The organism is Nocardia sp. GP40, assembly GCF_050434125.1.
Classification (GTDB): domain Bacteria; phylum Actinomycetota; class Actinomycetes; order Mycobacteriales; family Mycobacteriaceae; genus Nocardia; species Nocardia albiluteola.
The window spans coordinates 40,762-63,399 of record NZ_JBNPVW010000010.1 but is presented as its reverse complement, the minus strand read 5'-3'; the positions used below and the strand labels follow the sequence as shown (position 1 = coordinate 63,399).

21 protein-coding genes, 2 tRNA genes and 1 pseudogene are annotated in these 22,638 nt (G+C 69.3%); 9 read left to right on the top strand and 15 right to left on the bottom strand.

Annotation, left to right across the window (positions count from 1 at the left end; genetic code table 11):
- Positions 1 to 702, bottom strand: coding sequence for an NAD(P)-dependent oxidoreductase (locus tag ABH933_RS27830; protein ID WP_429412953.1), 702 nt, complete (start codon positions 700 to 702; stop codon positions 1 to 3).
- Between the two features lie 98 nt (positions 703 to 800).
- On the opposite strand from ABH933_RS27830, the gene ABH933_RS27825 reads away from it, so the two are divergent.
- Positions 801 to 1,493: a TetR/AcrR family transcriptional regulator gene (locus ABH933_RS27825; RefSeq protein WP_429412951.1), complete on the top strand. Its 693-nt coding sequence runs from the start codon at positions 801 to 803 to the stop codon at positions 1,491 to 1,493.
- Positions 1,494 to 1,533: 40 nt separating this feature from the next.
- Here ABH933_RS27825 and ABH933_RS27820 read toward each other — a convergent pair whose 3' ends face one another.
- From ABH933_RS27820 to ABH933_RS27790, 7 genes are all read right to left on the bottom strand, one after another.
- Positions 1,534 to 3,516, bottom strand: a complete 1,983-nt coding sequence (locus tag ABH933_RS27820) for an ArnT family glycosyltransferase (RefSeq protein ID WP_429412949.1) — start codon at positions 3,514 to 3,516, stop codon at positions 1,534 to 1,536.
- Between the two features lie 463 nt (positions 3,517 to 3,979).
- Positions 3,980 to 5,308 (bottom strand): glycosyltransferase, encoded by a 1,329-nt coding sequence (locus ABH933_RS27815; RefSeq protein ID WP_429412947.1) that lies wholly within the window; start codon positions 5,306 to 5,308, stop codon positions 3,980 to 3,982.
- A gap of 118 nt (positions 5,309 to 5,426) precedes the next feature.
- The gene (locus ABH933_RS27810) at positions 5,427 to 6,869 is read right to left on the bottom strand and encodes a sensor histidine kinase (RefSeq protein ID WP_429415546.1); all 1,443 of its coding nucleotides are present in this window, start codon (positions 6,867 to 6,869) and stop codon (positions 5,427 to 5,429) included.
- Positions 6,870 to 7,358: 489 nt separating this feature from the next.
- Positions 7,359 to 7,832: an NUDIX domain-containing protein gene (locus ABH933_RS27805; protein ID WP_429412945.1), complete on the bottom strand. Its 474-nt coding sequence runs from the start codon at positions 7,830 to 7,832 to the stop codon at positions 7,359 to 7,361.
- Positions 7,829 to 8,323: a VOC family protein gene (locus ABH933_RS27800; RefSeq protein ID WP_429412943.1), complete on the bottom strand. Its 495-nt coding sequence runs from the start codon at positions 8,321 to 8,323 to the stop codon at positions 7,829 to 7,831. Before ABH933_RS27800 ends, ABH933_RS27805 begins: the two co-directional genes overlap by 4 nt.
- A 119-nt stretch (positions 8,324 to 8,442) precedes the next feature.
- Positions 8,443 to 8,519 (bottom strand) — tRNA-Pro (locus tag ABH933_RS27795).
- A 44-nt stretch (positions 8,520 to 8,563) separates the two neighbouring features.
- Positions 8,564 to 8,634, bottom strand: a tRNA-Gly gene (locus ABH933_RS27790).
- Between the two features lie 476 nt (positions 8,635 to 9,110).
- Here ABH933_RS27790 and ABH933_RS27785 point away from each other — a divergent pair.
- From ABH933_RS27785 to ABH933_RS27775, 3 genes are all read left to right on the top strand, one after another.
- Positions 9,111 to 10,115 carry a diguanylate cyclase domain-containing protein gene (locus ABH933_RS27785; RefSeq protein ID WP_429412941.1) on the top strand — a complete coding sequence of 335 codons (1,005 nt, stop codon included), beginning with the start codon at positions 9,111 to 9,113 and terminating at the stop codon, positions 10,113 to 10,115.
- Positions 10,116 to 10,205: 90 nt separating this feature from the next.
- Positions 10,206 to 11,006 carry a DUF1542 domain-containing protein gene (locus ABH933_RS27780; protein ID WP_429415543.1) on the top strand — a complete coding sequence of 267 codons (801 nt, stop codon included), beginning with the start codon at positions 10,206 to 10,208 and terminating at the stop codon, positions 11,004 to 11,006.
- Between the two features lie 25 nt (positions 11,007 to 11,031).
- On the top strand, positions 11,032 to 11,634 hold the full coding sequence (locus ABH933_RS27775) for a class I SAM-dependent methyltransferase (protein ID WP_429412940.1): 603 nt from the start codon (positions 11,032 to 11,034) through the stop codon (positions 11,632 to 11,634).
- Between the two features lie 23 nt (positions 11,635 to 11,657).
- Here the strand turns inward: ABH933_RS27775 and ABH933_RS27770 are convergent.
- The 3 genes and pseudogenes from ABH933_RS27770 to ABH933_RS27760 form a co-directional block, all read right to left on the bottom strand.
- Positions 11,658 to 11,990, bottom strand: a pseudogene (locus ABH933_RS27770) (zinc finger domain-containing protein); the annotation flags it as partial.
- Between the two features lie 76 nt (positions 11,991 to 12,066).
- Positions 12,067 to 13,179 carry a winged helix DNA-binding domain-containing protein gene (locus ABH933_RS27765; protein ID WP_429412938.1) on the bottom strand — a complete coding sequence of 371 codons (1,113 nt, stop codon included), beginning with the start codon at positions 13,177 to 13,179 and terminating at the stop codon, positions 12,067 to 12,069.
- A gap of 21 nt (positions 13,180 to 13,200) precedes the next feature.
- Positions 13,201 to 14,361, bottom strand: a complete 1,161-nt coding sequence (locus ABH933_RS27760) for an epoxide hydrolase family protein (RefSeq protein ID WP_429412936.1) — start codon at positions 14,359 to 14,361, stop codon at positions 13,201 to 13,203.
- 63 nt (positions 14,362 to 14,424) lie between these two features.
- Between ABH933_RS27760 and ABH933_RS27755 the strand changes: the two genes are divergently transcribed.
- Entirely contained in the window at positions 14,425 to 15,405 is a 981-nt protein-coding gene (locus tag ABH933_RS27755) for a helix-turn-helix transcriptional regulator (RefSeq protein WP_429412934.1), read from the top strand.
- Here ABH933_RS27755 and ABH933_RS27750 read toward each other — a convergent pair.
- The 3 genes from ABH933_RS27750 to ABH933_RS27740 form a co-directional block, all read right to left on the bottom strand.
- Positions 15,393 to 16,208 carry an Fpg/Nei family DNA glycosylase gene (locus tag ABH933_RS27750; RefSeq protein ID WP_429412932.1) on the bottom strand — a complete coding sequence of 272 codons (816 nt, stop codon included), beginning with the start codon at positions 16,206 to 16,208 and terminating at the stop codon, positions 15,393 to 15,395. The genes ABH933_RS27755 and ABH933_RS27750 overlap by 13 nt on opposite strands.
- 103 nt (positions 16,209 to 16,311) lie before the next feature.
- Positions 16,312 to 16,785, bottom strand: coding sequence for a ribose-5-phosphate isomerase (locus ABH933_RS27745; RefSeq protein ID WP_215917653.1), 474 nt, complete (start codon positions 16,783 to 16,785; stop codon positions 16,312 to 16,314).
- Between the two features lie 79 nt (positions 16,786 to 16,864).
- On the bottom strand, positions 16,865 to 17,512 hold the full coding sequence (locus tag ABH933_RS27740) for a DsbA family protein (RefSeq protein ID WP_429412930.1): 648 nt from the start codon (positions 17,510 to 17,512) through the stop codon (positions 16,865 to 16,867).
- 148 nt (positions 17,513 to 17,660) lie between these two features.
- Here ABH933_RS27740 and ABH933_RS27735 point away from each other — a divergent pair, with 148 nt between their 5' ends.
- The 4 genes from ABH933_RS27735 (at position 17,661) to ABH933_RS27720 (ending at position 21,342) form a co-directional block, all read left to right on the top strand.
- Positions 17,661 to 18,881: an NAD(P)/FAD-dependent oxidoreductase gene (locus ABH933_RS27735; protein ID WP_429412928.1), complete on the top strand. Its 1,221-nt coding sequence runs from the start codon at positions 17,661 to 17,663 to the stop codon at positions 18,879 to 18,881.
- A gap of 124 nt (positions 18,882 to 19,005) precedes the next feature.
- The gene (locus tag ABH933_RS27730; protein ID WP_215917650.1) at positions 19,006 to 19,407 is read left to right on the top strand and encodes a YciI family protein; all 402 of its coding nucleotides are present in this window, start codon (positions 19,006 to 19,008) and stop codon (positions 19,405 to 19,407) included.
- Complete coding sequence (locus tag ABH933_RS27725; RefSeq protein WP_429412926.1) at positions 19,400 to 20,950, top strand: sigma-70 family RNA polymerase sigma factor; 1,551 nt, start codon at positions 19,400 to 19,402, stop codon at positions 20,948 to 20,950. The genes ABH933_RS27730 and ABH933_RS27725 overlap by 8 nt, the downstream gene beginning before the upstream one ends.
- Positions 20,947 to 21,342 (top strand): DUF1801 domain-containing protein, encoded by a 396-nt coding sequence (locus ABH933_RS27720; protein WP_429412924.1) that lies wholly within the window; start codon positions 20,947 to 20,949, stop codon positions 21,340 to 21,342. Before ABH933_RS27725 ends, ABH933_RS27720 begins: the two co-directional genes overlap by 4 nt.
- Positions 21,343 to 21,348: 6 nt before the next feature.
- On the opposite strand, the gene ABH933_RS27715 is transcribed toward ABH933_RS27720, so the two are convergent.
- Positions 21,349 to 22,206, bottom strand: coding sequence for a phosphoribosylaminoimidazolesuccinocarboxamide synthase (locus ABH933_RS27715; protein ID WP_429412922.1), 858 nt, complete (start codon positions 22,204 to 22,206; stop codon positions 21,349 to 21,351).
- Between the last annotated feature and the right edge of the window lie 432 nt (positions 22,207 to 22,638).

The following is a 22,638-nucleotide window of genomic DNA, read 5'->3' as shown; positions in this document are numbered from 1 at the left end:
TCAGTAGCCGATGGTGAAGCGGCGCTGGAGGTATCGCGGCTCCTCGATCTCGTCGAGCAGCGCCACGGCCGCGTCGGGATAGGAGACGCGGCTGTTGCCGTCGGCGTCCAGGACCGGTTGGTCGCCGCCGACACGGTAGCGGCCGGTACGTTCGCCGGGGCCGATCTGTTCGGCCGGGCTCAGGTAGGTCCAGCGACGGTTGGAGGTGCGCAGCAGGTCCAGGGCGTCGCGGGCGCCGCGCACGGCGGCGGCATACTCCCGCGGGAGACCTATCGTGTCGAGAATCCGGTGCACCCGCTCATCGTCGTCCGCGGTCACGCGTCCGGGCGCGTACTCGAGACTGCCGGCGCCGCCGATCACCATCAGGCGGGTGCGCGGGTGGGTGGCCAAAGCCTGTAAGAGCGATCGCGCCACGGTCGCGTAGCCCGTCGGATCGGCGATGGACCTGGCGACGGTGTCGTCGAAGTCGATGGACGAATTGCCGGGTTGATATCCGCTCACCAGCACGTCGAGACCCGGTAGCTGCGCGGCGACGGCGGCGCTGTCGAAGACGACGAGCTGCGCCCAGGTCAGGTTCGGATGCGTGGCGGTGACGCCCGCGAGGTCCCGAGTGAAGGCCCGGACGTGATGGCCGCGCTCGAGCGCCTCGGTGACCACATGCCGGCCGATATTGCCCGTGGCCCCGATTATGCCGATGAACATGATGCTCCCTGAAGAGATTTGCATGGCGTGAGAAAACTATACGCCGTGCAGTTTATACATGCCGTCTAGAAATTTCACAGGCGTGTACGGTTGGGCCCGTGGGTACCGATGTGCCGACCAGGCGGCAGCTGCGGCGGGCGGAGACGACGGCGGAGATCAAGGACACCGCGCTGCGGCTGATGGCGGCGAACGGTCCGGGAGCGATCACGCTGCGAGCGATCGCGCGCGAGATGGGCATGACGGCGAACGCCGTCTACAGCTACTTCCCCACGCGCGACGATCTGGTGACGGCGCTGATCCGGGATGTGTACGACGATCTCGCCGACGCGCTACAGGCGGCGCGGGATTCCCGCCCGAGCGACGACCCCACCGGGCGAACAATGGCCTGGGCCAAGGCCTTTCGCAGCTGGTCGCTGGCCAATACCGAGGGCTTCCGGCTCATCTACGGCGACCCGATCCCCGGGTACCGCCCGCCCGAGGGCGGGCCGGCCCCCGAGGCCGAGCAGCGGGTGTGCGCGATCCTCACCGGGCTCGCCGCCGCGGCGCCCGCGCCCGACCCGTCCACGGACGAATTCGCCTGGGGCGACTTCGATCCCGGGCTGGTCACCGAGGTGCGCGCGCTGTTTCCCGACCTGTCTCCCGCCATGCTGGCGATGGCCCTGCGCATGTGGGGACGGTTGCACGGCCTGGTATCCCTGGAGATCCTCGGTCACATGCGCACGCTGACGACCGAGCCGGACAAGCTGTACCACTCCGAGGTCGAGGAGATGATCCGCGGTCTCGGACTGTGAGACAGGCCGCGGCCGTTACCCGAACACCTTCGGCCCCGGGTTACTTCGGGGTGGTGAGGTCGTAGACCGACATTCCGCCGATGATGGTGGCGGTGTAGTGGCTCTCCACCCACTGGGTGATGTCGGCGGCCTCGGTCTTCCTGTTGCCGAAGCCGGGGCCGCGTTCGCCCGCCGGACGTGCGACGAAGTAGTGGATGCGGCGGCGGGAGACGTCGTCCTGGAATTGCCGCAGCGTCGGGGACGGGTCCATGCCCGCGAAACCGCCGAGCGGCATGACCGGGTGACCGGATTCGAGTTGCAGGTTGGCGGACATCATCGAGCTGACCGAGGCTGCGGTCCACGTGCAGTTCGCGCCGCCGTCCCGTAGGCGGGCGACGAGGGCGGGATCGGGCCGACCGCCGAAGGGGGGCATCGGGTGGTTCTGATCATGTTGCGCGGCAGGCGTTCCCGCTGTCGTTGACGGATGTTGACCGGCCGACGGATTCGTGCCGTCAGGCTTACCCGGTCCAGGCGGTGGACCGAAGGGGAAGGTGCCGCCCGGGATCTTGGGGCCCGCCAGCACGATTCCTCCGTCGTGCGGCGTGGCGATCGTCTCCAGCGAGTACGCCACGGGGCCTGCCACCGCGGCCAGAACGGCGGCGACAGCCACCGCCGGGGTGAGCGCTCGGCCGGCGGGAATCAGCAGGGCGAGGGTCGAGGCGATACCCACCGCCAGCACCGTCCAACGCAGCCACGGCACGAAATCGGCTGTGCGCGAGAGCAACAGCACAGCGGTGGCGGTGGTGAGTGCCACTGCCACCGCGAGGGCGACGCGTACCCACAGTCGGTCGCAATGGCGCCGAGCCGTCACCGCGCCCAGGCCCGCCGTTCCGGCGACCGCCGGCGCCAGCGCGACGGTGTAGTACTGGTGGAACAGGCCCTGCATGAAGCTGAACACCAACATCGTCACCAGCATCCAGCCGCCCCACAGCAGCAGGGCCGCGCGTTGCGGGTCTGTGCGAGAGACCTTGCCGCGCAGCATGATCCCGATAACGAGCAGCACCAGTGCGGCGGGGATCAGCCAGCCGATCTGACCGCCCACCGTCGCCTGGAACATCCGGGTGATGCCGGGCTCGTTTCCCGCGAAGAAGCCGCCCAGGTGGCCACCTCCACCGTGCGGCGGGCCGGGGAACGGGCTCGACGATCCCACGCCCAGCCGCCCGAGACCGTTGTAGCCGATGGTCAGCTCGATGATCGAATTGTGCTGGGATCCACCGAAATACGGTCGCGACGCGGCGGGCCAGAGCTGGGCGGTCAGCACCCACCAGCCCGCGCCCGCGAGCATTGCCGCCCCGGCCGCACACAGCTGCGCCACGCGCTTGCCCAGCCGCGGCGGGCCCGCGAACAGATAGGTCAGCGCGAGCGCGGGCAGCACCAGCAGCACCTGTAACTGCTTGGCCAGGAAGCCGAATCCGACCAGCGCGCCGCAGAGCACCAGCCACCGCCAGCGCCCGTCGTCCAGGGCGCGGGTCATCGCCCAGACCGCGGCGATCATCAGGAAGACCAGCAGCGCATCGGGGTTGTTGTACCGGAACATCAGCGCCGCAACGGGAGTCACGGCCAGCGCGAGCCCGCCGAGCAGCCCGGCCGCGGTGCCGTGGGTACGCCGCAGCGTCACCACGACCAGCGCCACCGACGCGATGCCGAGCAGCACCTGCGGCAGCATCATGCTCCAGGCGTGCATGCCGAACAGCCGCACCGATATTTCCATCGGCCAGAGCGAGGCCGGGGTCTTGTCGACGGTGATCGAATTGCCCCAGTCCGAGGAGCCGAAGAAGAACGCCTTCCACGAGTGCGCACCCGACTGGACCGCGGCCGCATAGAAGGAGTTCGCCCACCCGTTGATGCCCAGATTCCACAGATACGCGACCGCGGTGCCGATCAACAGCCCTGCCACGCACAGGATTTCCCAGCGCTCGAGCCGCCGGTCTGCCGTTTCGGGCGCGGGGATCGCCGGACTCGGCGCGATCGCAGTGTCGGTCATGGTGCAACATCATTCACGATCCACCCCAGCCCGACCTGAGCCGAGCCTGGGAACAATCTGGGAGCGGACACAGGATGCCGATGAGCCACGTCACGCTGCACATGCCTGGCCCGCGAACAGGCCTCCTCGAGGTGCACGGCTCGGCTACCCCTCCGCGCGCCGGCCCGGTGCAGGAAGATCTCCGCATGCCGCCGCTGGCAAGCGGGTTCCCGCGCCGGGCCCGCGTACGGGACCTGGGTGCCGCGAATCGTACGCGGCCGCACGCACCTGTCCTCCGCACAGAACCTCCGGATGCCTCGGCTCACACGCGGGTTCCCGCGCCCGGCCCGCGGACAGGACCGCCGAGGCGCCGCGAATCGTATACGGCGCGACCTCTGCTGCTTCCGGTGCAGGCCGGACACGACAGCGGCCGGGACCCCACCGGGATCCCGGCCACATTCGATGACCGAAAGTGTTGTGGCGCTTACAGTTCCGCGTACCGCCGCTCATCCTGAGCGGCCAGCCGCAGCTCGGCGGCGGCCAGTTCGTTGTCGATCGCGGCGGCGGGCACCGCGTCACGGAACACCCAGCGCAGCGCCACGAACCGGATCACCGTCGCCACCAGGTTCGCCACGATCAGCACCGTCAGCTCGAGGTGCACCGCGGCCGCGGGCGCCCAGTGGTGCAACGCGAACAGCGAACCGCTGGTCAGCCCCCAGGTGAAGGCGAAGATGAGCAGGCCCTGGATCTGATGTGAGACCGCCTTGGTCGAGCCGCGCACCCCGAAGGTGAAGGCCCGGTTGGCCGCGGTATTGCCGATCGCGGTGATCAGCAGCGCCAGGAAGTTCGCCGGCTGCGCACCCGTGAGCGGCTGCAGCAGCATGTAAAGCACCATGTAGGCCAGCGTCGAGACCACGCCGATGATGCCGAACCGCACGAGCTGGCCCACCATGCCCAGCGGCACGCCGTCGACCAGGGGCTCGCGGCCGATCGCGGCCCGCAGCTCGTTCACCGGCAGCGCACCCGAGGCAAGTCCCTTGCTGACCCGCCACACCCCGAGCAGGTCCTTGCGGGCGGTGTCGACGATGTCGACGCGCGAATCGGGATCATCGATCCAGTCGACGGGCACCTCGTGGATGCGCAGCCCGGCGCGCTCGGCGATCACCAGCAGCTCGGTGTCGAAGAACCACTCTCCGTCCTGCACCAGCGGCAGCAGCTTGCGTGCGACATCGGTACGCATGGCCTTGAAGCCGCACTGGGCGTCGGAGAAGCGCGCCTGCAGGGAGGCCTTGAGGATCAGGTTGTAGCAGCGGGAGATGAATTCGCGCTTGGGTCCGCGCACGACCCGCGAGGACTTCGCCAGCCGGGTGCCGATCGCCAGGTCCGAGTGGCCGGACACCAGCGGGGCCACCAGCGGCAGCAGGCCGTTCAGGTCGGTCGAGAGATCCACGTCCATGTAGGCGACGACCTGAGCGTCGGAGGCCTCCCAGACCGCCCGCAGCGCGCGGCCGCGGCCCTTGCGGTCCAGGTGCGCCACGCGTACGCCGTCCAGCTCGCCGGCCAGGTAGTTGGCGACATCGAGGGTGGCATCGGTGGAGGCGTTGTCCGCGATGGTGATGCGCGCGGAGAACGGGAAACCGTCGCCGAGGAACTCGTGCAGGCGGCGCACGCACACGCCGAGATCGCGTTCCTCGTTGTAGACGGGAATCACCACATCCAGTACAGGAGCGGGCTGTGCCGCATCATGGCGCTTCGGGCGCGCCACCGCCGCGCCATTGCGGTTCGTTGCGGTAACGATCGAAGTCTCGGTCATGTCACCAAGATTCGCGGCCCAGGCTTGGCGGGCACTGGATCGCAGCTGCGAGATCCCTGGGAGGCCCCGGAACAGCCGCTGCACTCACCCACCCCGCCGACTCCGCAAGCTCCGTCGGCTAACCGTCCCCGTGTCCCCTCGGCAACACAACGGTGAACGTGGTCCCCCGCCCGGGGGTGCTGTCCGCGCCGACCGTGCCGCCGTGCGCGGTCACCAGCGCCTGCACGATCGACAGGCCCAGCCCGGTGCCGCCGCTGGCGCGGGCGCGGGAGGAGTCGGTGCGGTAGAACCGCTCGAACACGCGGGCGGCGGCCTCGGGCGACAGGCCGGGCCCCTCGTCGCACACCTCCATCCGCACCTGATCCTCGCTGGGCGTCAGGCGCACGGTCACCGGGGTGCCGGGCGGGGTGTGGTTCAGCGCGTTGCCGACCAGATTCGCCAGCACCTGCCGCAGCCGGGCGGCATCGCCGGACACCTCCAGCGTGCCCGCACCGGGCCGAACCTCCAGTGCGACAGGATGATCCGCGCCCGCCTGCCTGGCGGCCAGCGCCTGGGCACCGTGCACCACATCGCCGGCCAGCGCGAGCAGATCCACCGGACGGACCTCGAGCGGGCGCTGCGCGTCGAGGCGGGCCAGCATCAGCAGATCCTCCACCAGCAGGCCCATGCGCCCGGCCTCGGCCTCGATGCGCTCGAGCACCTGTCGCGGATCCTGGCTCGCCCCTTGCCGATACAGCTCGGCGAAGCCGCGGATGGTGGTCAGCGGGGTACGCAGCTCATGGCTGGCGTCGGCGACGAACTGCCGCATCTTCGCCTCCGAGCGCCGGGCGGCCTCCTCCGAGCGTCGCGCCGCCTCCTCGGACGCCTCGGTGGCGGTGACACCGTGCTGAATCCGGGCGAGCATCGCGTTCACCGATTGGGCGAGGTGATCCACCTCGGTGTCGACATTGCGCACCGGGACGCGGCGATTCAGGTCGCCGCCGGCGATCGCCGCGGCGGTCTCCTCGACGTGCCGGAGCGGGCGCAGGCTGCGCCGGACCACCAGATAGCCGCCGACGCCGAGCAGCACCAGGGCGCCCAGGCCGGTGGCGAGCTCGAATCCGATCAGTTCCGACACGGTGTCGGCGTTGTCGGTGAGCGGCAGCCCGATCGTCGTCGTGCCATAACTGTTGGAGACCACCAGGATTCGCCAGTGGATCGACGAGCCGCCCACCGAGGGCACCGTCACCGGGGTGTGCGCGGGCAGATTCGTCAAGTTCGGCGCCGGCTTGCCGCGATCGGTCTGCAGGCGATACTGCTCCCCCTCGGGACCGCGGCGCAGTTCGAAGAAGTGGCGCGGCTGATCCCAGGAGGTCGCCTTCTCCGGCTGGACGGGCATGTCCGCGGGCACCCAGGAGGTGCCCCCGGCGGGAGTGCTGATCAGCTTCATCGGGCCGGGACGTGCCCAGGTGTGCGCGGCGTCGTAGAGCTGCTCGTCGGTGCGATCGGTGAGCGATTTCGACAGTGCCGAGGTCGCCGCGAACCCGGAGACCGCCAGCGCCAGCCCGGCCAGGGTCACCATCGCCACGACCAGGGTGACCCGGAGCGGTATGGCGGACACGCGACGCCCCAGCGCAGCCCAGACACGGTGATAACCGCGCGTCACCGCGGCGGGCCGGCGCTGCCGCGTCCCACATGCGGCACCATCGGCGGGCACGGGCAGTTGGGCGGGCGCCGCAATGCCATTCGGCGTGTCATCCGAGGACGCCTCGTCAGGAGTCATGTCGGTCGCAACGTCACTCATGCTCGCTCCTCGCCGAAGCCCGAACGTGCCCTTTCCAGGCGCGTCCGGCCGCGGTCGGCTCCGACATGAGCGCAGCCCGCGATCTTCACGAGCCGCCGCTTCGATGTCCGCTCGCTTCGCCCTCTCTCGCCTGCGCCTCGCTGAGGCTCGGCACCGGCGCGAGCGAGCAGCTCGGCCGCGTCAATTGGTCGCTCGCCCATGCGGCCTACGTTTACCGAGCCAAGCTGGGAAATCCCTGCATGCGGTCTGAGCGTTTGCTCCCAGGGACTATCCGGCCGAAAGACGATCGGCGAGCCGGTCCAGATACGGGCGCTGACCCGCGCCGAGCTTGTCCCGGGCGGTGTCCGGATCGAACCATTCGGCGCGGTCGATCTCCGGGAACCGCTGCATCCTGCCCGAGCGCGGCGGCCACTGCATCTCGAAGGTACCCGGGACGACGAGGGTGGGATCCAGATCGGCCTCGACCGCCCAGACTGTCAGCTCCTTGGCGCGGCTGCCGCTGCCGTAGCGGACCTCGCCCAGCGGGATCCAGTGCCCGTCGGGCACCGCGAGTCCCAGTTCCTCGTGGAATTCGCGGCGCGCGGCGGCCTCGGGCCGTTCGCTGCCGGGGTCGTACTCCCCCTTGGGAATCGACCATGCGCCAAGGTCTTTGCGGGCCCACAGCGGGCCGCCCATATGCCCCAGCAACACCTCGGCTTCCGCCGTGCGGCGGAACAGCAGGACTCCGGCGCTGTATTTCATGCCTGCGCCTTGATCTGTTCGAACATCGTGCGCATATTCGGCCCGATCTCCGCGAGCTCCAGGAACGGAACCCCCGATGCGGCGCCGTCGAGATAGGCGAATCGCATCTGCCCGGACATGTCGCCCTGCTGCACGATATCGATGCCGCGATCCGCCGCGGCCCGTATCGCGGCGTCGAAATCGGCGGGCTCGGAACAGATGTGGTGCAGCCCCGGGCCGCTGTGCTCCAGGAATTCGGTGTAGATCGATACCCCGCGCACCGGCTGGATCAGTTCGAACTGCATCTCGCCGTGGTAGGACAGCGCGATGTGGGCGGTGAAATCCGCGGGTTCGCCTCGGTACGTGCAGTTTTCGGGGCCGAAGTGCACATCGGGCAGGCGCGCCCACTTCCGCACGCCGAAGGAGGCGGTCAGGAACTGTTCGGTCGCCGCGATGTCGGTGACCACCCAGGCGATCTGGGTGATCGGCCCGGGTGCGAGGGCATCTACCATGCGACGATTCAATACCCCGGAGGTGCAACCGCCCACATTTACCAGTTGGGGCGCGCCGAGAAACCCCGGCAGTGGTCCGGGTTCTCGGTTCGGCATCGAGGGTGAGAGATGGCGAAATGTGGTCGGGGTGACAGGATTTGAACCTGCGACCGCCCGCTCCCAAAGCGGGTACGCTACCAAGCTGCGCTACACCCCGTAGGGGGTCCGCTACTCCTTGACAAGGGGGCTGAGGACCACCAGAGCGGGCGACGGGAATCGAACCCGCACCATCAGCTTGGAAGGCTGAGGTTCTACCATTGAACTACGCCCGCAGGCACACGACACCGACGGGATCGCCTCGATGTCGTCTGCGCCTGAGACTGTACCGAATCTCACTCGCCGAACGCCAATCGCCCCGCCCGAGGGGTGTCTCGCCCGGTCGGCGGGCCCTCGGCGGCCCCGGGATCAGCCGTCCTCGCGCCGCGCGGGAGCCGACCGTTAACCGAGGGTCACGCGGGTTCGGATTGCCCCGGCGCGTCGCCGAAGACACGCTGACGAGAGGTGTAACGCCGCAGCTCGCCGCACGATAGCTCTGACAGTTGCCACTCGCGGAACTTCGGAACAGGTTGTAAAACATTATTTTTCGAAGTCGAGAGGCTTGCTAGGATCCTTTTTGCCGGACGGGGGTATCTGGAAAGGGGGCGGTGAGCATGCACCGAGCTAGGTGGAGCGGACCGCATAGCAGTAGGCACGATCCGGAGGGCTGTAGTCCGGAGTACGCGACAACCGTCTGCGTGAGGTGAGCGGCATGCTCACCAAGCTGGACACGGTGACCGCCGCGGCGGTCACGCTCACCTCGCGAGACTGGGTGGCCGCGGTGTACCGCGACACCGGCCTGACGGTTCCGCGCGAGCATCTGGAGCGGGTGTTCACCGCGCTGATCAACGAGCTGATGGATCTGGCGCGCTCGGAACCCTTCCCGGTGCCCACGGCCCGCCGGATCGGCCGCAGGCTGGCCGAGGAGCCGTTCGATCGCACCCGGATGCTGGCACCGACCTCGCGGGCCCTGCTGGGCTTCGCGCCCGGCGAGCCCGGATCGCTCGTCTTCACCCGCTGGCCGCTGGTGGCCAGCCATGCGATCGAGAGCTATGCCGAGGCGCTGCAGCAGCGGGCGCTGGCCCAGCAGGAGGCCAGCCTCGAGGCCGCGGTGTCGGTGCGGGTCCAGGAAATCGCGGCCCTGCAGACCCAGCTGCGGCACGAGGCGACCCACGACGCGCTGACCGATCTGGCCAACCGCTCGCTGCTGCAGGAGCAGGTGCGCCTGATGGCGGCCGACCGGTCCCGCGGCGTCGGCCTGCTACTCATCGACGTCGACGATTTCAAGCAGATCAACGACGGCTACGGCCACAGCGTCGGCGACGAGGTCCTGGTGGAGATCTCGCGCCGGCTGCGCGCGGCCTGCCCGCAGGAGACCGTGGTGTGCCGGTACGGCGGCGATGAATTCGTGCTGGCCCTCCCCGCCCGGCGCAACACCCTCGGCGAGGTCGCCATGCGGGTGCTGACCGCGCTGCACAATCCGGTCCCCACGTCCTCCGGGCCGGTGCCGGTCTCGGCCAGTGTGGGCACCGCGTACTGCCCGGCGGGGCGCGCGTGCGACTTCTCCGACCTGCTTCGCAGCGCCGATCGCGCGATGTACTCGGCCAAGACGGCGGGCAAGCGTCGGTTCGCGGTGTCGGAGCTGGACGACGAGGAGTCTGAGCCTAGCGGCTTCTTCCCCGCCCAGCTCCAGTACGACGCGGCCGCCGCGGGCTGACAGCAACTGGTCGGCTATCGATCCGCGTAGGCTGACTGCGTGGCGATACTTCTGGTCATCCTGGTCGTCGTGCTGATCGTCTTCCTGGCGATGAGCCTGGCGGGCCGCAATACCGCCCGCGGCCACCAGGCGGCTCAGCTCGCCGACGCGAAGGCCGACGCCCGGCGGATCATCGAGCGGCTCGGCGGGCAGGTGTACAACCTGACCGGCCGGGACGAGGCGTCCACCCAGGCGCTCGCCGACGCCGGAGAACGGCTCAATGCCGCCGGATCGCAGATCGACCAGGCGACCACCGTCGCCCAGGCCCGATTGGCCAAGGAAACCGCCCTGGAGGGCCTGTACTACGTGCGGGCCGCGCGCAGCGCGATGGGCCTGGACCCCGGGCCGCCGGTCCCCGAACTAGACGGGCAGCGCTCGGCCGGACACGTCTCGGAGCAGCGGGCCATCGACTTCGAGGGTCGTCAGGTGCAGGCCTCCCCGATGCCCTCACCCCAGACCCCGAACTACTACCCGGGCGGCCGTGTCGCCGGGCGGCCGGTCCCGGCCGGCTGGTATTCCGAGCCGTGGTGGAAGACCGCGCTCGTGGCCGGGGCCTGGGGTGTGGGTTCGGCGCTGCTGTTCGACACGCTGTTCCACGGGATGTCGGGCGTGGGGTACGACACCGCCGGATTCGAGGGCGGGTACGGCTCGGGCTACGACGCGGGATTCGATGCGGGACAGGACTATCAGGCGGGATACGACCAGGCCGGGTATGACCAGGGTGGTTACGACCAAGGCGGTTACGACCAGGGTGGCTTCGACCAGGGCGGGTACGACCAATCCGGCTGGGACAACGGCGGATTCGACGGCGGCGGCTGGGACGGCGGCGGCGGATTCGACGGGAATTTCTGATGGCCCGACATGAAGGAGGCCTGACATGAACGTGCTCCGGTACCGCCTGCTACATGGACTTCGCGTGCGACCGTGGGAAAGCGCGGCCCGACGCGGTGATTCGCCTCGAATTCTCGGCTCGGCGTTCGACAGGGAGCAGGAGGGTCTGGCGCCCCCGTTCGGCAGGGCGCTCGATCTGGGCTGCGGGACCGGCGTCCACTCCGTCGACCTCGCGCGCCGAGGCTGGCAGGTCACCGGCGTGGACTTCGTCCCCGGCGCAATCCGTTCCGCCCGAGCACGATCGGATGCCGCTGGCGTTCAAATCCGTTGGCTCGTAGGGGATGTTACCGACCTGCCCGCCGAGGTCGGTACGGGTTACAAGCTCATACTCGACTTCGGTGCGTTCCACGGCCTGACCGCCCCACAACGCCATGCAGAGGCACGGCAAGTCGACACTGTCGCCGCCGGCGATGCCACCCTGCTGATGGTCGCCTTCGCACCGGCCAAACGCGGGCCGCTGCCCCGGGGTGCAAGCGCCGCCGACATCACCGCCGCATTTTCCGGGTGGGAGATCACCGACGACTCACTCCTGACGCCTTGGCCGGGCCCGATCCACCTCTACCGGCTCCGCCGCACCGGCTCACTGTGACAGGTCACGGGCCCGATGAGCATTCAGCGCGGCTGGCAGCTGGGGCACCAGAACAGGTTTCGACCCTCCATCACGGCATGCAGGACGGTAGCTCCGCACAGGCGGCACGACTCCCCCACGCGGCGGTACACATAGGTGCGAGGACGATCGGCGGCGTAGGACGGCGCGCCATGATCGTCCTCGGGACGTACCACGTGCATCTTGCCGCGCCGGACGCCGACCTTCATGAGCTCCACCAGGTCGACCCACAGTGCGTCCCATTCGGTGCGGCTCAATGATTTTCCGGGACGATACGGTGAGATGCCGTGGTGGAAAAGGACTTCCGCCCGGTAGACGTTGCCGACCCCGGTCAACATCGAATTAGTTCACCTTAGCTGACCTGCAGAAACCCGGCTGGCAGCCAGAGCGATCGGAGATGGCGGAGAAGCGCCGCTAGATGGGGTGGCCGAAGACCACCGGGCGGGTTGCCGCTGCTGGGTCGGTGAATTCCAGGAGGCGTGCGGCCTCGGCGGTGATGGCGGCGGTGTCACCGGGGGTGAACGGGCGGCGGAAGGGGCGGATGGTCATCGTGGCGGTGTCCGCGTCGCGGGTGATGGTCCAGTCGGCGGCGGTGAAGCCGTCGACCAGGAGCAGTTGCGGGGTGGGGCGCTGGGCGCGGTAGTCGAGGCGGGTGTGGTCGTCGGTGATCACCCGGCTGCGGTCGGCATGGGACAGCAGCAGATTGTCGTAGTCGTAGAGAAATCGTGGTGGCACAGGGGTTTCCGGGCCCGGCCGCGGGGCGTCGGGCAGGTCGAACAGTTCGCGGTCCTGCTCGTCGCGGAAGGCCATGAGGCGGGGGCGAAGTCGGTCGATCACCTCGCGAAGGCGGGTCAGACCAGACCAGGTCTGCACATCCTGGACGGTGGCCGGGCCGAACGCGTTCAGGTACCGCAGCACCATCTCGTCCAGCGAAAGCATTGCCGCCGAACCGGTTCCCACCCAGGACGACAGCGTGGTGTGCGCGATCGATCCGCTGCGTCCCCAGAGGCCACGGGGTGGCACCTGAACCAGCGGCACCTGATTGCGGACCGCATAGACGAGTGCGGCGGGTGCGCACTCGGGCCAGCGCTCGCCGAGCAGGAGACCGAGTTCTTTGTTGGTGCGCGGCTTTTCGCCCAACAGATCGATTGCCGCTTCGATCAGCGCGGTCATGTCGATATTCGCGATGGGTTTGCCACGCACGTGGTTGTGGTACAGGTCGCGGTCCAGCGTCGGCTGGATCAGCGGGCGCAGCGCGATCGCGTCGTCCGGTGTCACGAGGTGAATCGTGGAGCGCATCAACGCGATTCGCACCAGACTGCGATCGGCCAGCGGCTCGGCCGCCTGCGCCGGGGTGAAATCCGCCAGTCGCGACCAGAATCCGAGATACCAGCTGTGCGGGGTCTGCGCCTGCAGGCCGATCAGATGCCGCACGGTCTGCTCGACCGACATACCGCTGCGGGCCAGCAGGGATTGGCGAGCCAAGGTGGCGCGGTTGAGTTCTCGCCGGTCGAGCAGCGCGGGCATGGGGAGAAGCCTTTCCGTGGATCAGTTCAGTGCAGTGAAGAACGCGACGATATCGGCGGTCAGCAGGTCCGGGGCCTCCAGGGCGGCGAAGTGGCCGCCGCGGTCGAATTCCGACCAGTGGACGAGGTTGTTGAGCTGCTCGCCGTAACCGCGGATCGCGATGTCCAGGGCGAAGACCGCGACGCCGATCGGGGTTGGCGACGGCGTGGCGTGGTAGTTCCGGACGTGCATGTTCTCGTAGTACATGCGCGCGGCCGAGCCGGCGGTGCCGGTGAGCCAGTACAGCATCACGTTGGTGAGCAAGCGATCTCGGTCGATGGCCTGCTCGGGCAGCGCCGCGACGGGGAAGGTCCAAGCCTTGAACTTCTCCATGATCCAGGCGAGTTGGCCGATCGGGGAGTCGGTCAGGGCGTAGGAGATGGTTTGCGGGCGGGTGGCCTGGAGCTGGAAGTAGCCGTTGTCGTCGCCGAGGAAGTCGGCCAGCCGTTCCAGCCGCGCCTGCTCGGACTCGGTGAGAGTGGCGCGCTCGGCGTCGGAGACCTTCCCGAACGGGATGAATCCGAAGGTGGCGGCATTCAGGTGCACGCCGACCACCCGATCGGCGGCAATGCGGCCCAGCTCGGCCGAGACGAACGCGCCCATATCGCCGCCCTGCACGCCATAGCGCTCATAGCCCAGGCGCCGCATCAGTTCGGCCCAGGCAGCCGCGACCCGACCAGTGTTCCAACCGGTTTCGGTGGTGGGACCGGAGAACCCGAACCCGGGCAGCGACGGAATCACCACGTGAAAGGCGTGCGCCGGATCGCCGCCGTGCGCGGCCGGATCGGTGAGCGGGCCGATGACATCGAGGAATTCGACGATGGACCCAGGCCACCCGTGGGTCAGGATCAGCGGCAACGCATCCGGCTGCGGCGAGCGGATATGCAGGAAATGCACGTTCTGCCCGTCGATTTCGGTGGTGAACTGCGGAATCTTGTTCAGCTCCGCCTCCTGCGCACGCCAGTCGTAGCCGGTGCGCCAGTACTCGGCCAGCTCCTGCACGTACTCCAGCGGAATCCCGTACTCCCAGCCGACCCCGGGCAGCTCGTCGGGCCACCGGGCCCCGGCGAGCCGGTTGGCCAGGTCGTCCAGCGCGGACTGCGGGATGTCGATGTGAAAGGGGGTGATGGCCTCGTTGTTCATAACACTCACCCTAGAAGCACTATAGGACACCTTTGGTCCTATAGTCCTGGCACAATTTTCGGTATGAAAGAAACCTCCGGCCGCCTGCTGCGCCTGCTCGGCCTGCTGCAGATGCGCCGCGAATGGTCCGGTCAGGAGCTGGCGGATCGGCTGGGCATCACCACCCGCACGGTGCGGCGCGACATCAACAAGCTCCGTGACCTGGACTATCCGGTGCAGGCCGCCAAGGGCATCACCGGCGGCTACTGGCTCGGCGCGGGCGCGGAGCTGCCGCCACTGCTGCTCGACGACGAGGAGGCGGTGGCCATCGCGATCGCCCTGCGCACCGCCACCGGCAGCGGCGTCGCCGGGCAGGGCGAGACCGCGCTACGTGCGCTGGTCAAACTCGAGCAGGTCCTGCCCGACCGGCTGCGAAACCGGGTGGACGCCTTGCAGATCGCCATCGTGCGGACCCCCGAGACCATCCCCACCGTCGGCGCCGATGTCCTCACCACGATCGCCGCGGCCTGCCGCGACGAGCAGCAGTTGCGCTTCCGATACGCGGGCTCGGACTCGACACGGACCGTCGAGCCCCACCAGCTGGTGAGCTGGGGCCGACGCTGGTATCTGGTGGCCTGGGACCTCGGCCGCGACGACTGGCGCACCTTCCGGGTAGACCGCATGGAGCCGAAAACCCCTGCGGGCCCGCGCTTTCCGCCCCGCGCCCTGCCGGGCGACGATGCCGCCGCCTTCGTCGCCCGCGGCATCGCCCAGCGCTGGCCCTACCGAGCCACCCTGTGCCTACACGCCCCCGCCGACTCCGACGCGGCGCGCGCCACCGCCACCTACGGTCGCCTCGAACCCCTCGACGATCGGTACTGCCTGTTGCACATCGGCTCGGAAGACCCCCGCGCCCTGACCTTCCTGCTCGGCGCGCTGACCGTCGACTTCGATGTCCTCGACGCACCCGACCTGGCCCGCGAACTCCGTGCCACCGCGGCCCGGTTCACGGCGGCGGCGGGCGGCATCTCCGATATCGCCATTCCGCCAGCTCAAGAAGGTTGACAGGTAGGGCACCAGAACAGGTTTCGCGCGTCCATCACCGAATGCAGGACCGGGGTGCCGCACAACCGGCAGGGTTCACCGACGCGGCGATAGACGTAAGTGCGGGGCCGGTCCGCGGCGTAGGACGGGGCGCCGTGGTCGTGCTCGGCGCGGACGACGTGCATCTTGCCGCGGCGGACCCCTACCTTCATTAGCTCCACCAGGTCCGCCCACATGGCGTCCCATTCGGTGCGGCTCAACGATTTTCCGGGACGATACGGTGAGATGCCGTGGCGGAAAAGGACTTCCGCCCGGTATACGTTGCCGACCCCGGCCAGCACACTCTGGTCCATCAGCAGCGCACCCAGCGAGCGCGCAGACCGGTGGATGCGATGCCAGGCCTGGCCGGGATCGGCGTTGCGGCGCAACGGATCCGGGCCCAGCCGCGCGGTGAGCGCGGTGACCTCCGGATCGTGCAGCACCTCGCATGCGGTCGGACCGCGCAGGTCGGCCCCGTACAGCTCCGCTCCGGACTTGCCGGCCCCGGCCATCCGCATGCGCACCTGCCCGACCGGATCCCCCAGCGGCCCTGTCGATTCGGTGAACTTCCCGTACAGCCCGAGGTGCACGTGCACCACGAGCCCCGAATCATAGTGGTGCAGAAGATGTTTGCCCCACGCCTCGGCACGCACGAGCACCCGCCCGTCCACCAGCGCTGCCCCGTCTGCGAAGCGACCCTGAGGACTGGATACCCGGACCACACCGCCGGCGAACCGCGCGTGATGCGCCTTCGCCAGGCGATGCAGCGTATGTCCCTCCGGCATGAGCGCCGCGTACCTCCTGTCCCGGACCCGACGACCGCACGGTGCGGGGCGCGGACGACATCGGCGCTACGACCGACGATCCGCGCCCGCCCGCGGACGGTTGTCAGGCGACGGGAACCTCCGGCGCCACGCCGGACTTCTCGTACTCGGAGATGATGTCGATGCGACGCTGGTGCCGGTCCTCGCCCGACCACGGGGTCGTGATGAAGGCGTCGACGATGGCCAGCGCGTCCTCGAGCGGGTGCATGCGGCCGCCGATGCCCATCAGCTGCGCGTTGTTGTGCTGGCGGGCCAGCTGCGCGGTCTCGATGCTCCAGGCCAGCGCGCAGCGGGCGCCGGGCACCTTGTTCGCGGCGATCTGCTCGCCGTTGCCGCTGCCGCCGATCACGATGCCGAGGCTGCCCGGGTCGGCGACCACGCGGCGCGCGGCGTCGATGCAGAACGCCGGGTAGTCGTCCACGGCGTCGTACTCGTGGGCGCCGGAGTCGAACACCTCGTGTCCGGCCTTCTCCAGGTGATCCTTGATGTGGTTCTTCAGCTCGAAGCCGGCATGGTCGGCACCCAGGTATACGCGCATGGCAGCGATTGTGTCAGGCCCCGCGAGCCGCGGAACCGCGGGGCCGACACCTCCACCGGTGCAATCCGGGTGGGTGCGCTCAGTCGAACTGCGGATCCTCGGTGCGGGTGCGCTTGAGCTCGAAGAAGTGCGGGTAGGACGCCAGGGCGACCGCACCGTCCCACACCTTTCCGGCCTCCTCGCCGCGCGGGATGCGCGAGAGCACCGGGCCGAAGAACGCCACGCCGTTGATGTGGATGGTGGGGGTGCCCACGTCCGGGCCGACCTTGTCCATGCCCGCGTGGTGGCTCACGCGCAGCGCCTCGTCGTACTCGGCGCTGGTGGCGGCCGCGGCCAGCTCGGCGGGCAGGCCCGTCTCGGCCAGCGCCTCGGCGACCACCAGGGCGAACATCTCGGCGCGGTCCTCGCGCGCGTACTCCTCCTTGCGGTTGTGAATGCGGGTGCCCATCGCGGTGTAGAGCGGGGCCAGGACCTTGTCGCCGTGATCCTGGGCGGCGGCGATGGCCACCCGCACCGGACCCCAGGCCGTCTTCATCATCTCGGCGTACTGCTCGGGCAGATCGCGGCCCTCGTTGAGCACGGCCAGGCTCATCACGTGGAAGTTCGTCTCGATGTCCCGGACCTTCTCGACCTCCAGAATCCAGCGGGAGGTGATCCAGCACCAGGGGCACAGCGGATCGAACCAGAAGTCCACCCGGTCCTTGGCGCCGTTCGTCGCATCGCTCACGTCAATATCCTCTCGAAGTGCGGGAAGCGGCGACACTGCCGCCGTCAATTCTCATCAACGACGGAAAGTTCCGGATATTTCCCGAACCGTGTCGGTTGGTCGCAGTAGGGTCGAGGACAGCCTGGTTCCCGGCGCACGGAGGGTTTTCATGACCACAGATTCCAGGTTCGTCATCGTCGGCGGCGGTCTCGCCGCGGCCAAGCTCGCCGAGGCGTTACGCGACAACGACTTCGAGGGTTCCCTCACGCTACTCGCGGCGGAGGAGCAACTGCCGTACGAGCGGCCACCGCTGTCCAAGGAACACCTGCTGGGTAAGAAGGCGCTGGCCGAGTTCACGGTGCAGCCCGCGCAGTGGTATCGGGACCACCACGTCGAGGTAATGCTCGGCACCGCGGTATCAACGATCGACCGGGCCTCGAAAACCGTTGCGCTGCCGGATGGTTCGACACTGCCGTACGACAAGCTGGCGTTGGCCACCGGGTCGCGGGCGCGGCGGCTGCGAATTCCGGGCGCCGATGCGCAGGGCGTACACGTGCTGCGGACCATCGAGGAGTCCGATGCGCTCGTCGAGTTGTTCGGCTCGATCCGGAGGCTGGCGGTGATCGGCGCGGGATGGATCGGGCTAGAGGTGACGGCCGCGGCCCGCGCGGCCGGTGTCGAGGTCACGGTCCTCGAGGCCATGTCCGCGCCGCTACTGGCCGCGATGGGGCCGGAGATGGGTGTGGTGTTCGCCGACCTGCACCGCGCGCACGGGGTCGATCTGCGATGCGATGTGACGGTCGCCGAGATCCGCACCGCCGAGGGCCGCGTCGCCGGGGTGCGGCTGGGCGACGACACCGTGATCGAGGCCGATGCGGTGCTCCTGGGCGTCGGCGCGCGGCCCAATACCGAACTGGCCGTGGACGCCGGGCTCGCGGTCGAGGGCGGGGTGCTGGTCGATGAGAGCCTGTCCACCAGCGACCCGGACATCGTCGCCGTCGGCGACATCGCCGATCAGCAGCATCCGGTGCTGGGGCGGCGCGTCCGGGTGGAGCACTGGGCCAATGCGCTCAATCAACCCGCGGTCGCGGCGCTCACGATGCTGGGCAAACCGGCCACCTACGACCGGCTGCCCTATTTCTTCACCGATCAATACGACCTCGGCATGGAATACACCGGCTACGTCGCGCCCGGCCAGCAGACCACGGTGGTGACCCGCGGGGACGTCGGCGCCCGCGAGTTCGTGGCCTTCTGGCTCGACTCGGGCAACCGGGTGCTGGCCGGGATGAACGTCAACGTCTGGGACGTCGGCGATCGCATCAAGGAGCTGATTCTGTCCGGTGATCCGGTCGACCCGCGGCGCTTGGCCGATACGTCGGCCGAGCTATGACGGGGCTCACCATCGGGGGTACGTCGATTTCGCGCGGCGGGCTCCGACCTCTCGGTAAGCGCACCGCCCGGGCCGCGTCCGTCGCGGCCGGAGCGGTACGGACGACGAACGCGAGGAGCCGGAAATGAAGTACATGCTGCTGAAGACCTACACGCCCGCCGCCTACTGCGACACCCCGATGGGCGAGTGGACGCCCGAGGAGATCACCGCGCACATCGACTTCCAGCGCATGCTGGGCGAACAGCTGCGCGGGTCCGGCGAACTCGTCGACGCCCAGGGCCTGGCCTTCCCCGACCAGGCGCGGATCGTGAGCTCCGACGGCCGCTCGGCCCCCGTGGTGACCGACGGCCCCTTCCCCGAGACCAAGGAATTCCTCGCCGGGTACTGGATCATCGACGTCGACACCCCCGCGCGCGCGGTCGAGATCGCCGCCCAGGCCTCGGCCGCCCCGGGCCCCGGGGGCAAGCCGATCGGCGAATACATCGAGGTGCGCCAGGTCATGGATGCCCCACCCGCCGATGCCTGACGCACCCGGCACCTGCACCCCATCGCCCGCCGCACCGGCCGGCGGCTCGGTCCGCGCCCGTACCGCCGAATCGGAGCCTCCGGCCGCGGGCACACACTCCGCTCCCTCGGACCGACGCGACACACCGCTGCCCGAGCGGCCAGGGCACGACGCGCCCGCCACGGGGCTCGGCGCGTCCGCGCCGGACCCGGAGCGGGCAACTGGCTCGGATCCGGGACGAGACGCGAGTTCACCCCAGGCTCAGCTGGATTCGAGCCGAGTTTCGAACGGCCCGGCGGGCACACCACATCAGCCGGAGACCACAACCGGGGCCCACGCCGAGGTCGCCTGCCTGCTGCGCGAGCTGGCACCGATCGTGGTGGGCGTGCTGGCGCGGCGATTCGGCGATTTCGACGCGGCCGAGGATGCGGTGCAGGAGGCGATGCTGGCGGCAGCGACGCAGTGGCCAGACGCGGGACTGCCGGACAATCCGCGGGGCTGGCTGATTCAGGTGGCGCAGCGGCGGATGGCCGACACGGTGCGTGCCGATGCCGCCCGGCGCCATCGCGAGATCGCGGTCGCGGTGCGAGACATGGAGCAGCACAACGATGTCCAGCCCGCGCGCGACGACACGCTGACGCTGTTCGTGCTGTGTTGCCATCCGTCGCTCTCGCCCGCCAGCGCCATCGCGCTCACGCTGCGCGCGGTCGGCGGCCTGTCCACCGAGGAGATCGCGCGCGCGTTCCTGATTCCGGAATCGACGATGGCACAGCGTATCTCGCGGGCGAAGAAGCGCCTGTCCACCCTGGAGCGCCCCTTTGCCATGCCGCCCGCGCTGGCGGCCACGGCTTGGCGCGATCGCCGCGAATCGGTGCTGCAGGTGCTGTATGTGATGTTCACCGAGGGACACACCGCCTCGGGCGGCCCCAGCCTGCAGCGCACCGACCTGTCGGCCGAGGCGATCCGCCTGGCCCGCATGGTGCATCGCCTGCTGCCCGACGACCCCGAGGTCACCGCGCTGCTGGCGCTGATGCTGCTCACCGACGCCCGCCGCGCGGCCCGCACCGGCACCAGCGGCGAACTGATCCCGCTCCCCGAACAGGACCGCACCCGCTGGCACCGGGGCCAGCTCGCCGAGGGCATCCGGCTCACCACCGCGGCGATCTCAGCCGGCCTCGAGGGTCCCTACCGCATCCAGGCCTCGATCGCGGCCCTGCACGCGCAGGCCCGGCACGCCGAGGACACCGACTGGGACCGAATCCTGTTGCTGTACACCAGATTGGAGTGCCTGACCCCTAACCCGATGGTCACGCTGAACCGCGCGGTCGCCACCGCCATGGTCCACGGCCCGGCCGCGGGCCTGTCCGTCACCGACACCGTCGCCGACGTCCTCACCGGCAACCACCGTCTCGACGCCGTCCGCGCCCACCTGCAGGACATGGCGGGCGACCGGCAGGCCGCCATCGCCGGCTACACCGCCGCGGCCCACCACACCGCCAGCACCCCCGAACGCGACTACCTCACCCTGCGCGCCGCCCGGCTGTGGAACCGAGACACCGCATGACGTACGTGACCGATCCGCGAGTCGACACCTACATCGATCCCCTGCCCCCGTGGCAGCGCGACATCTGCCGGCAGGTGCGCGATATCGTCCACGACGCCGACCCCGAGGTCCTCGAGACGATCAAGCGCACGGTCCAGCCGTATTTCGTGCTACAGGGCAATATCTGCGCCCTGCTGGCCACCAAGGACCACGTGAACATATTCCTCTACGACGGCGGCATCGTTCCCGATCCGCACGGCATCATCACCGGCGGGCACGAGAACAAGACCGGCCGCACCATCGCCGTCTACGAGGGCGACAAGATCAATGTCCCCGCGTTGACGGAGATGTTCCGCGGGATCATCGCGAACAACCGCGCGGGCGGCTGGCGAAAACTGAAGGGCGCGGGCTGAATCGGCTCAGGCCGGGGTGCCCGCCCATTCGATACCGGTGATCAATTCGTATGCCTCGCGATACTTTTCGCGGGTGGCCGCGACGATGTCGGCGGGGATCTCCGGGCCCGGGTATTCCTTGTTCCAGCCGGTCGAGGTGGACCAGTCGCGGACGAACTGCTTGTCGAAGGACGGCTGGGCGTGGCCGGGTTCCCACTGGGCGGCGGGCCAGTAGCGGGAGGAATCGGAGGTGAGGACCTCGTCTCCCAGGGTGAGAACCTCACCGTCCCAGCCGAATTCGACCTTGGTGTCGGCGATGATGACCCCGCGCCCGGCGGCGTAGGAGGCGCCGCGCTTGTAGATCTCCAGGGTCAGCTCGCGCAGGCGCTCGGCGACCTCGCGGCCCTCCTGCCGCACGACATCGTCGAAGGTGATCGGCTCGTCGTGGCCCTCGGAGGCCTTGGTGCTCGGGGTGAAGATCGGCTCGGGCAGCCGGTCGCCCTCTCGCAGGCCGGGCGGCAGGGCGATGCCGGAGACCGTGCCGGTGCGCTCGTACTCCTTCAGGCCCGAGCCCGACAGGTAGCCACGGGCGATGCACTCCACCTGCACCATCTTCAGCGGTTTGACCCGGACGGCGCGGCCGGCGAATTCGGCGGGCACATCCGTGGCCGACACCACGTGGTTGGGAATGTCGGACAGATAGCCGAACCACCAGTTCGACAGCTGGGTCAGCAGCGCGCCCTTGTCCGGGATCGGCGTCGGCAGCACCACGTCGTAGACCGACACCCGATCCGAGGCGACCAGGATCAGCGAATCGCCGTCCTCGTACAGATCGCGCACCTTGCCCGCGTGGATGTGCTTCAACTGTCCTCCTGGTCTGCGCATCGATGAAACGTCCGATCCCGCTCGGGCTGCCACGCGCGGTGACAGCGATCATCCTGTCGGCACGTACCGAAGGGCGCGGACGCCGCACAGCCTACCGAGCCGCCCCCCGAGTCCGTTCGCACACCGCCATGCCACTGGCGCGACGCGGGAACAATTCGGACGCTCATCGACACAGCGCGCCCCCGCACCGCATCCGGTGCCCTATCCCGAGTCGGCGATGCCCACGTCCCGAAGCGCCCAGGCGGACGGCACCGCCACCTGGGGCACTGCGGCGAACGGCCCGCACGCAGCATGCCCGCACCCGACTCCCCTGCGGCGTGGCAAGCTGGGCATCGTTGCATCCGCACCCGCAGGCGCGCGGGACCGTGTCAGACCGGCCGGTCGCCGCTCTCACCGCGGGGCGCGGTCCGCACCACGCACCGAGCCGACGCC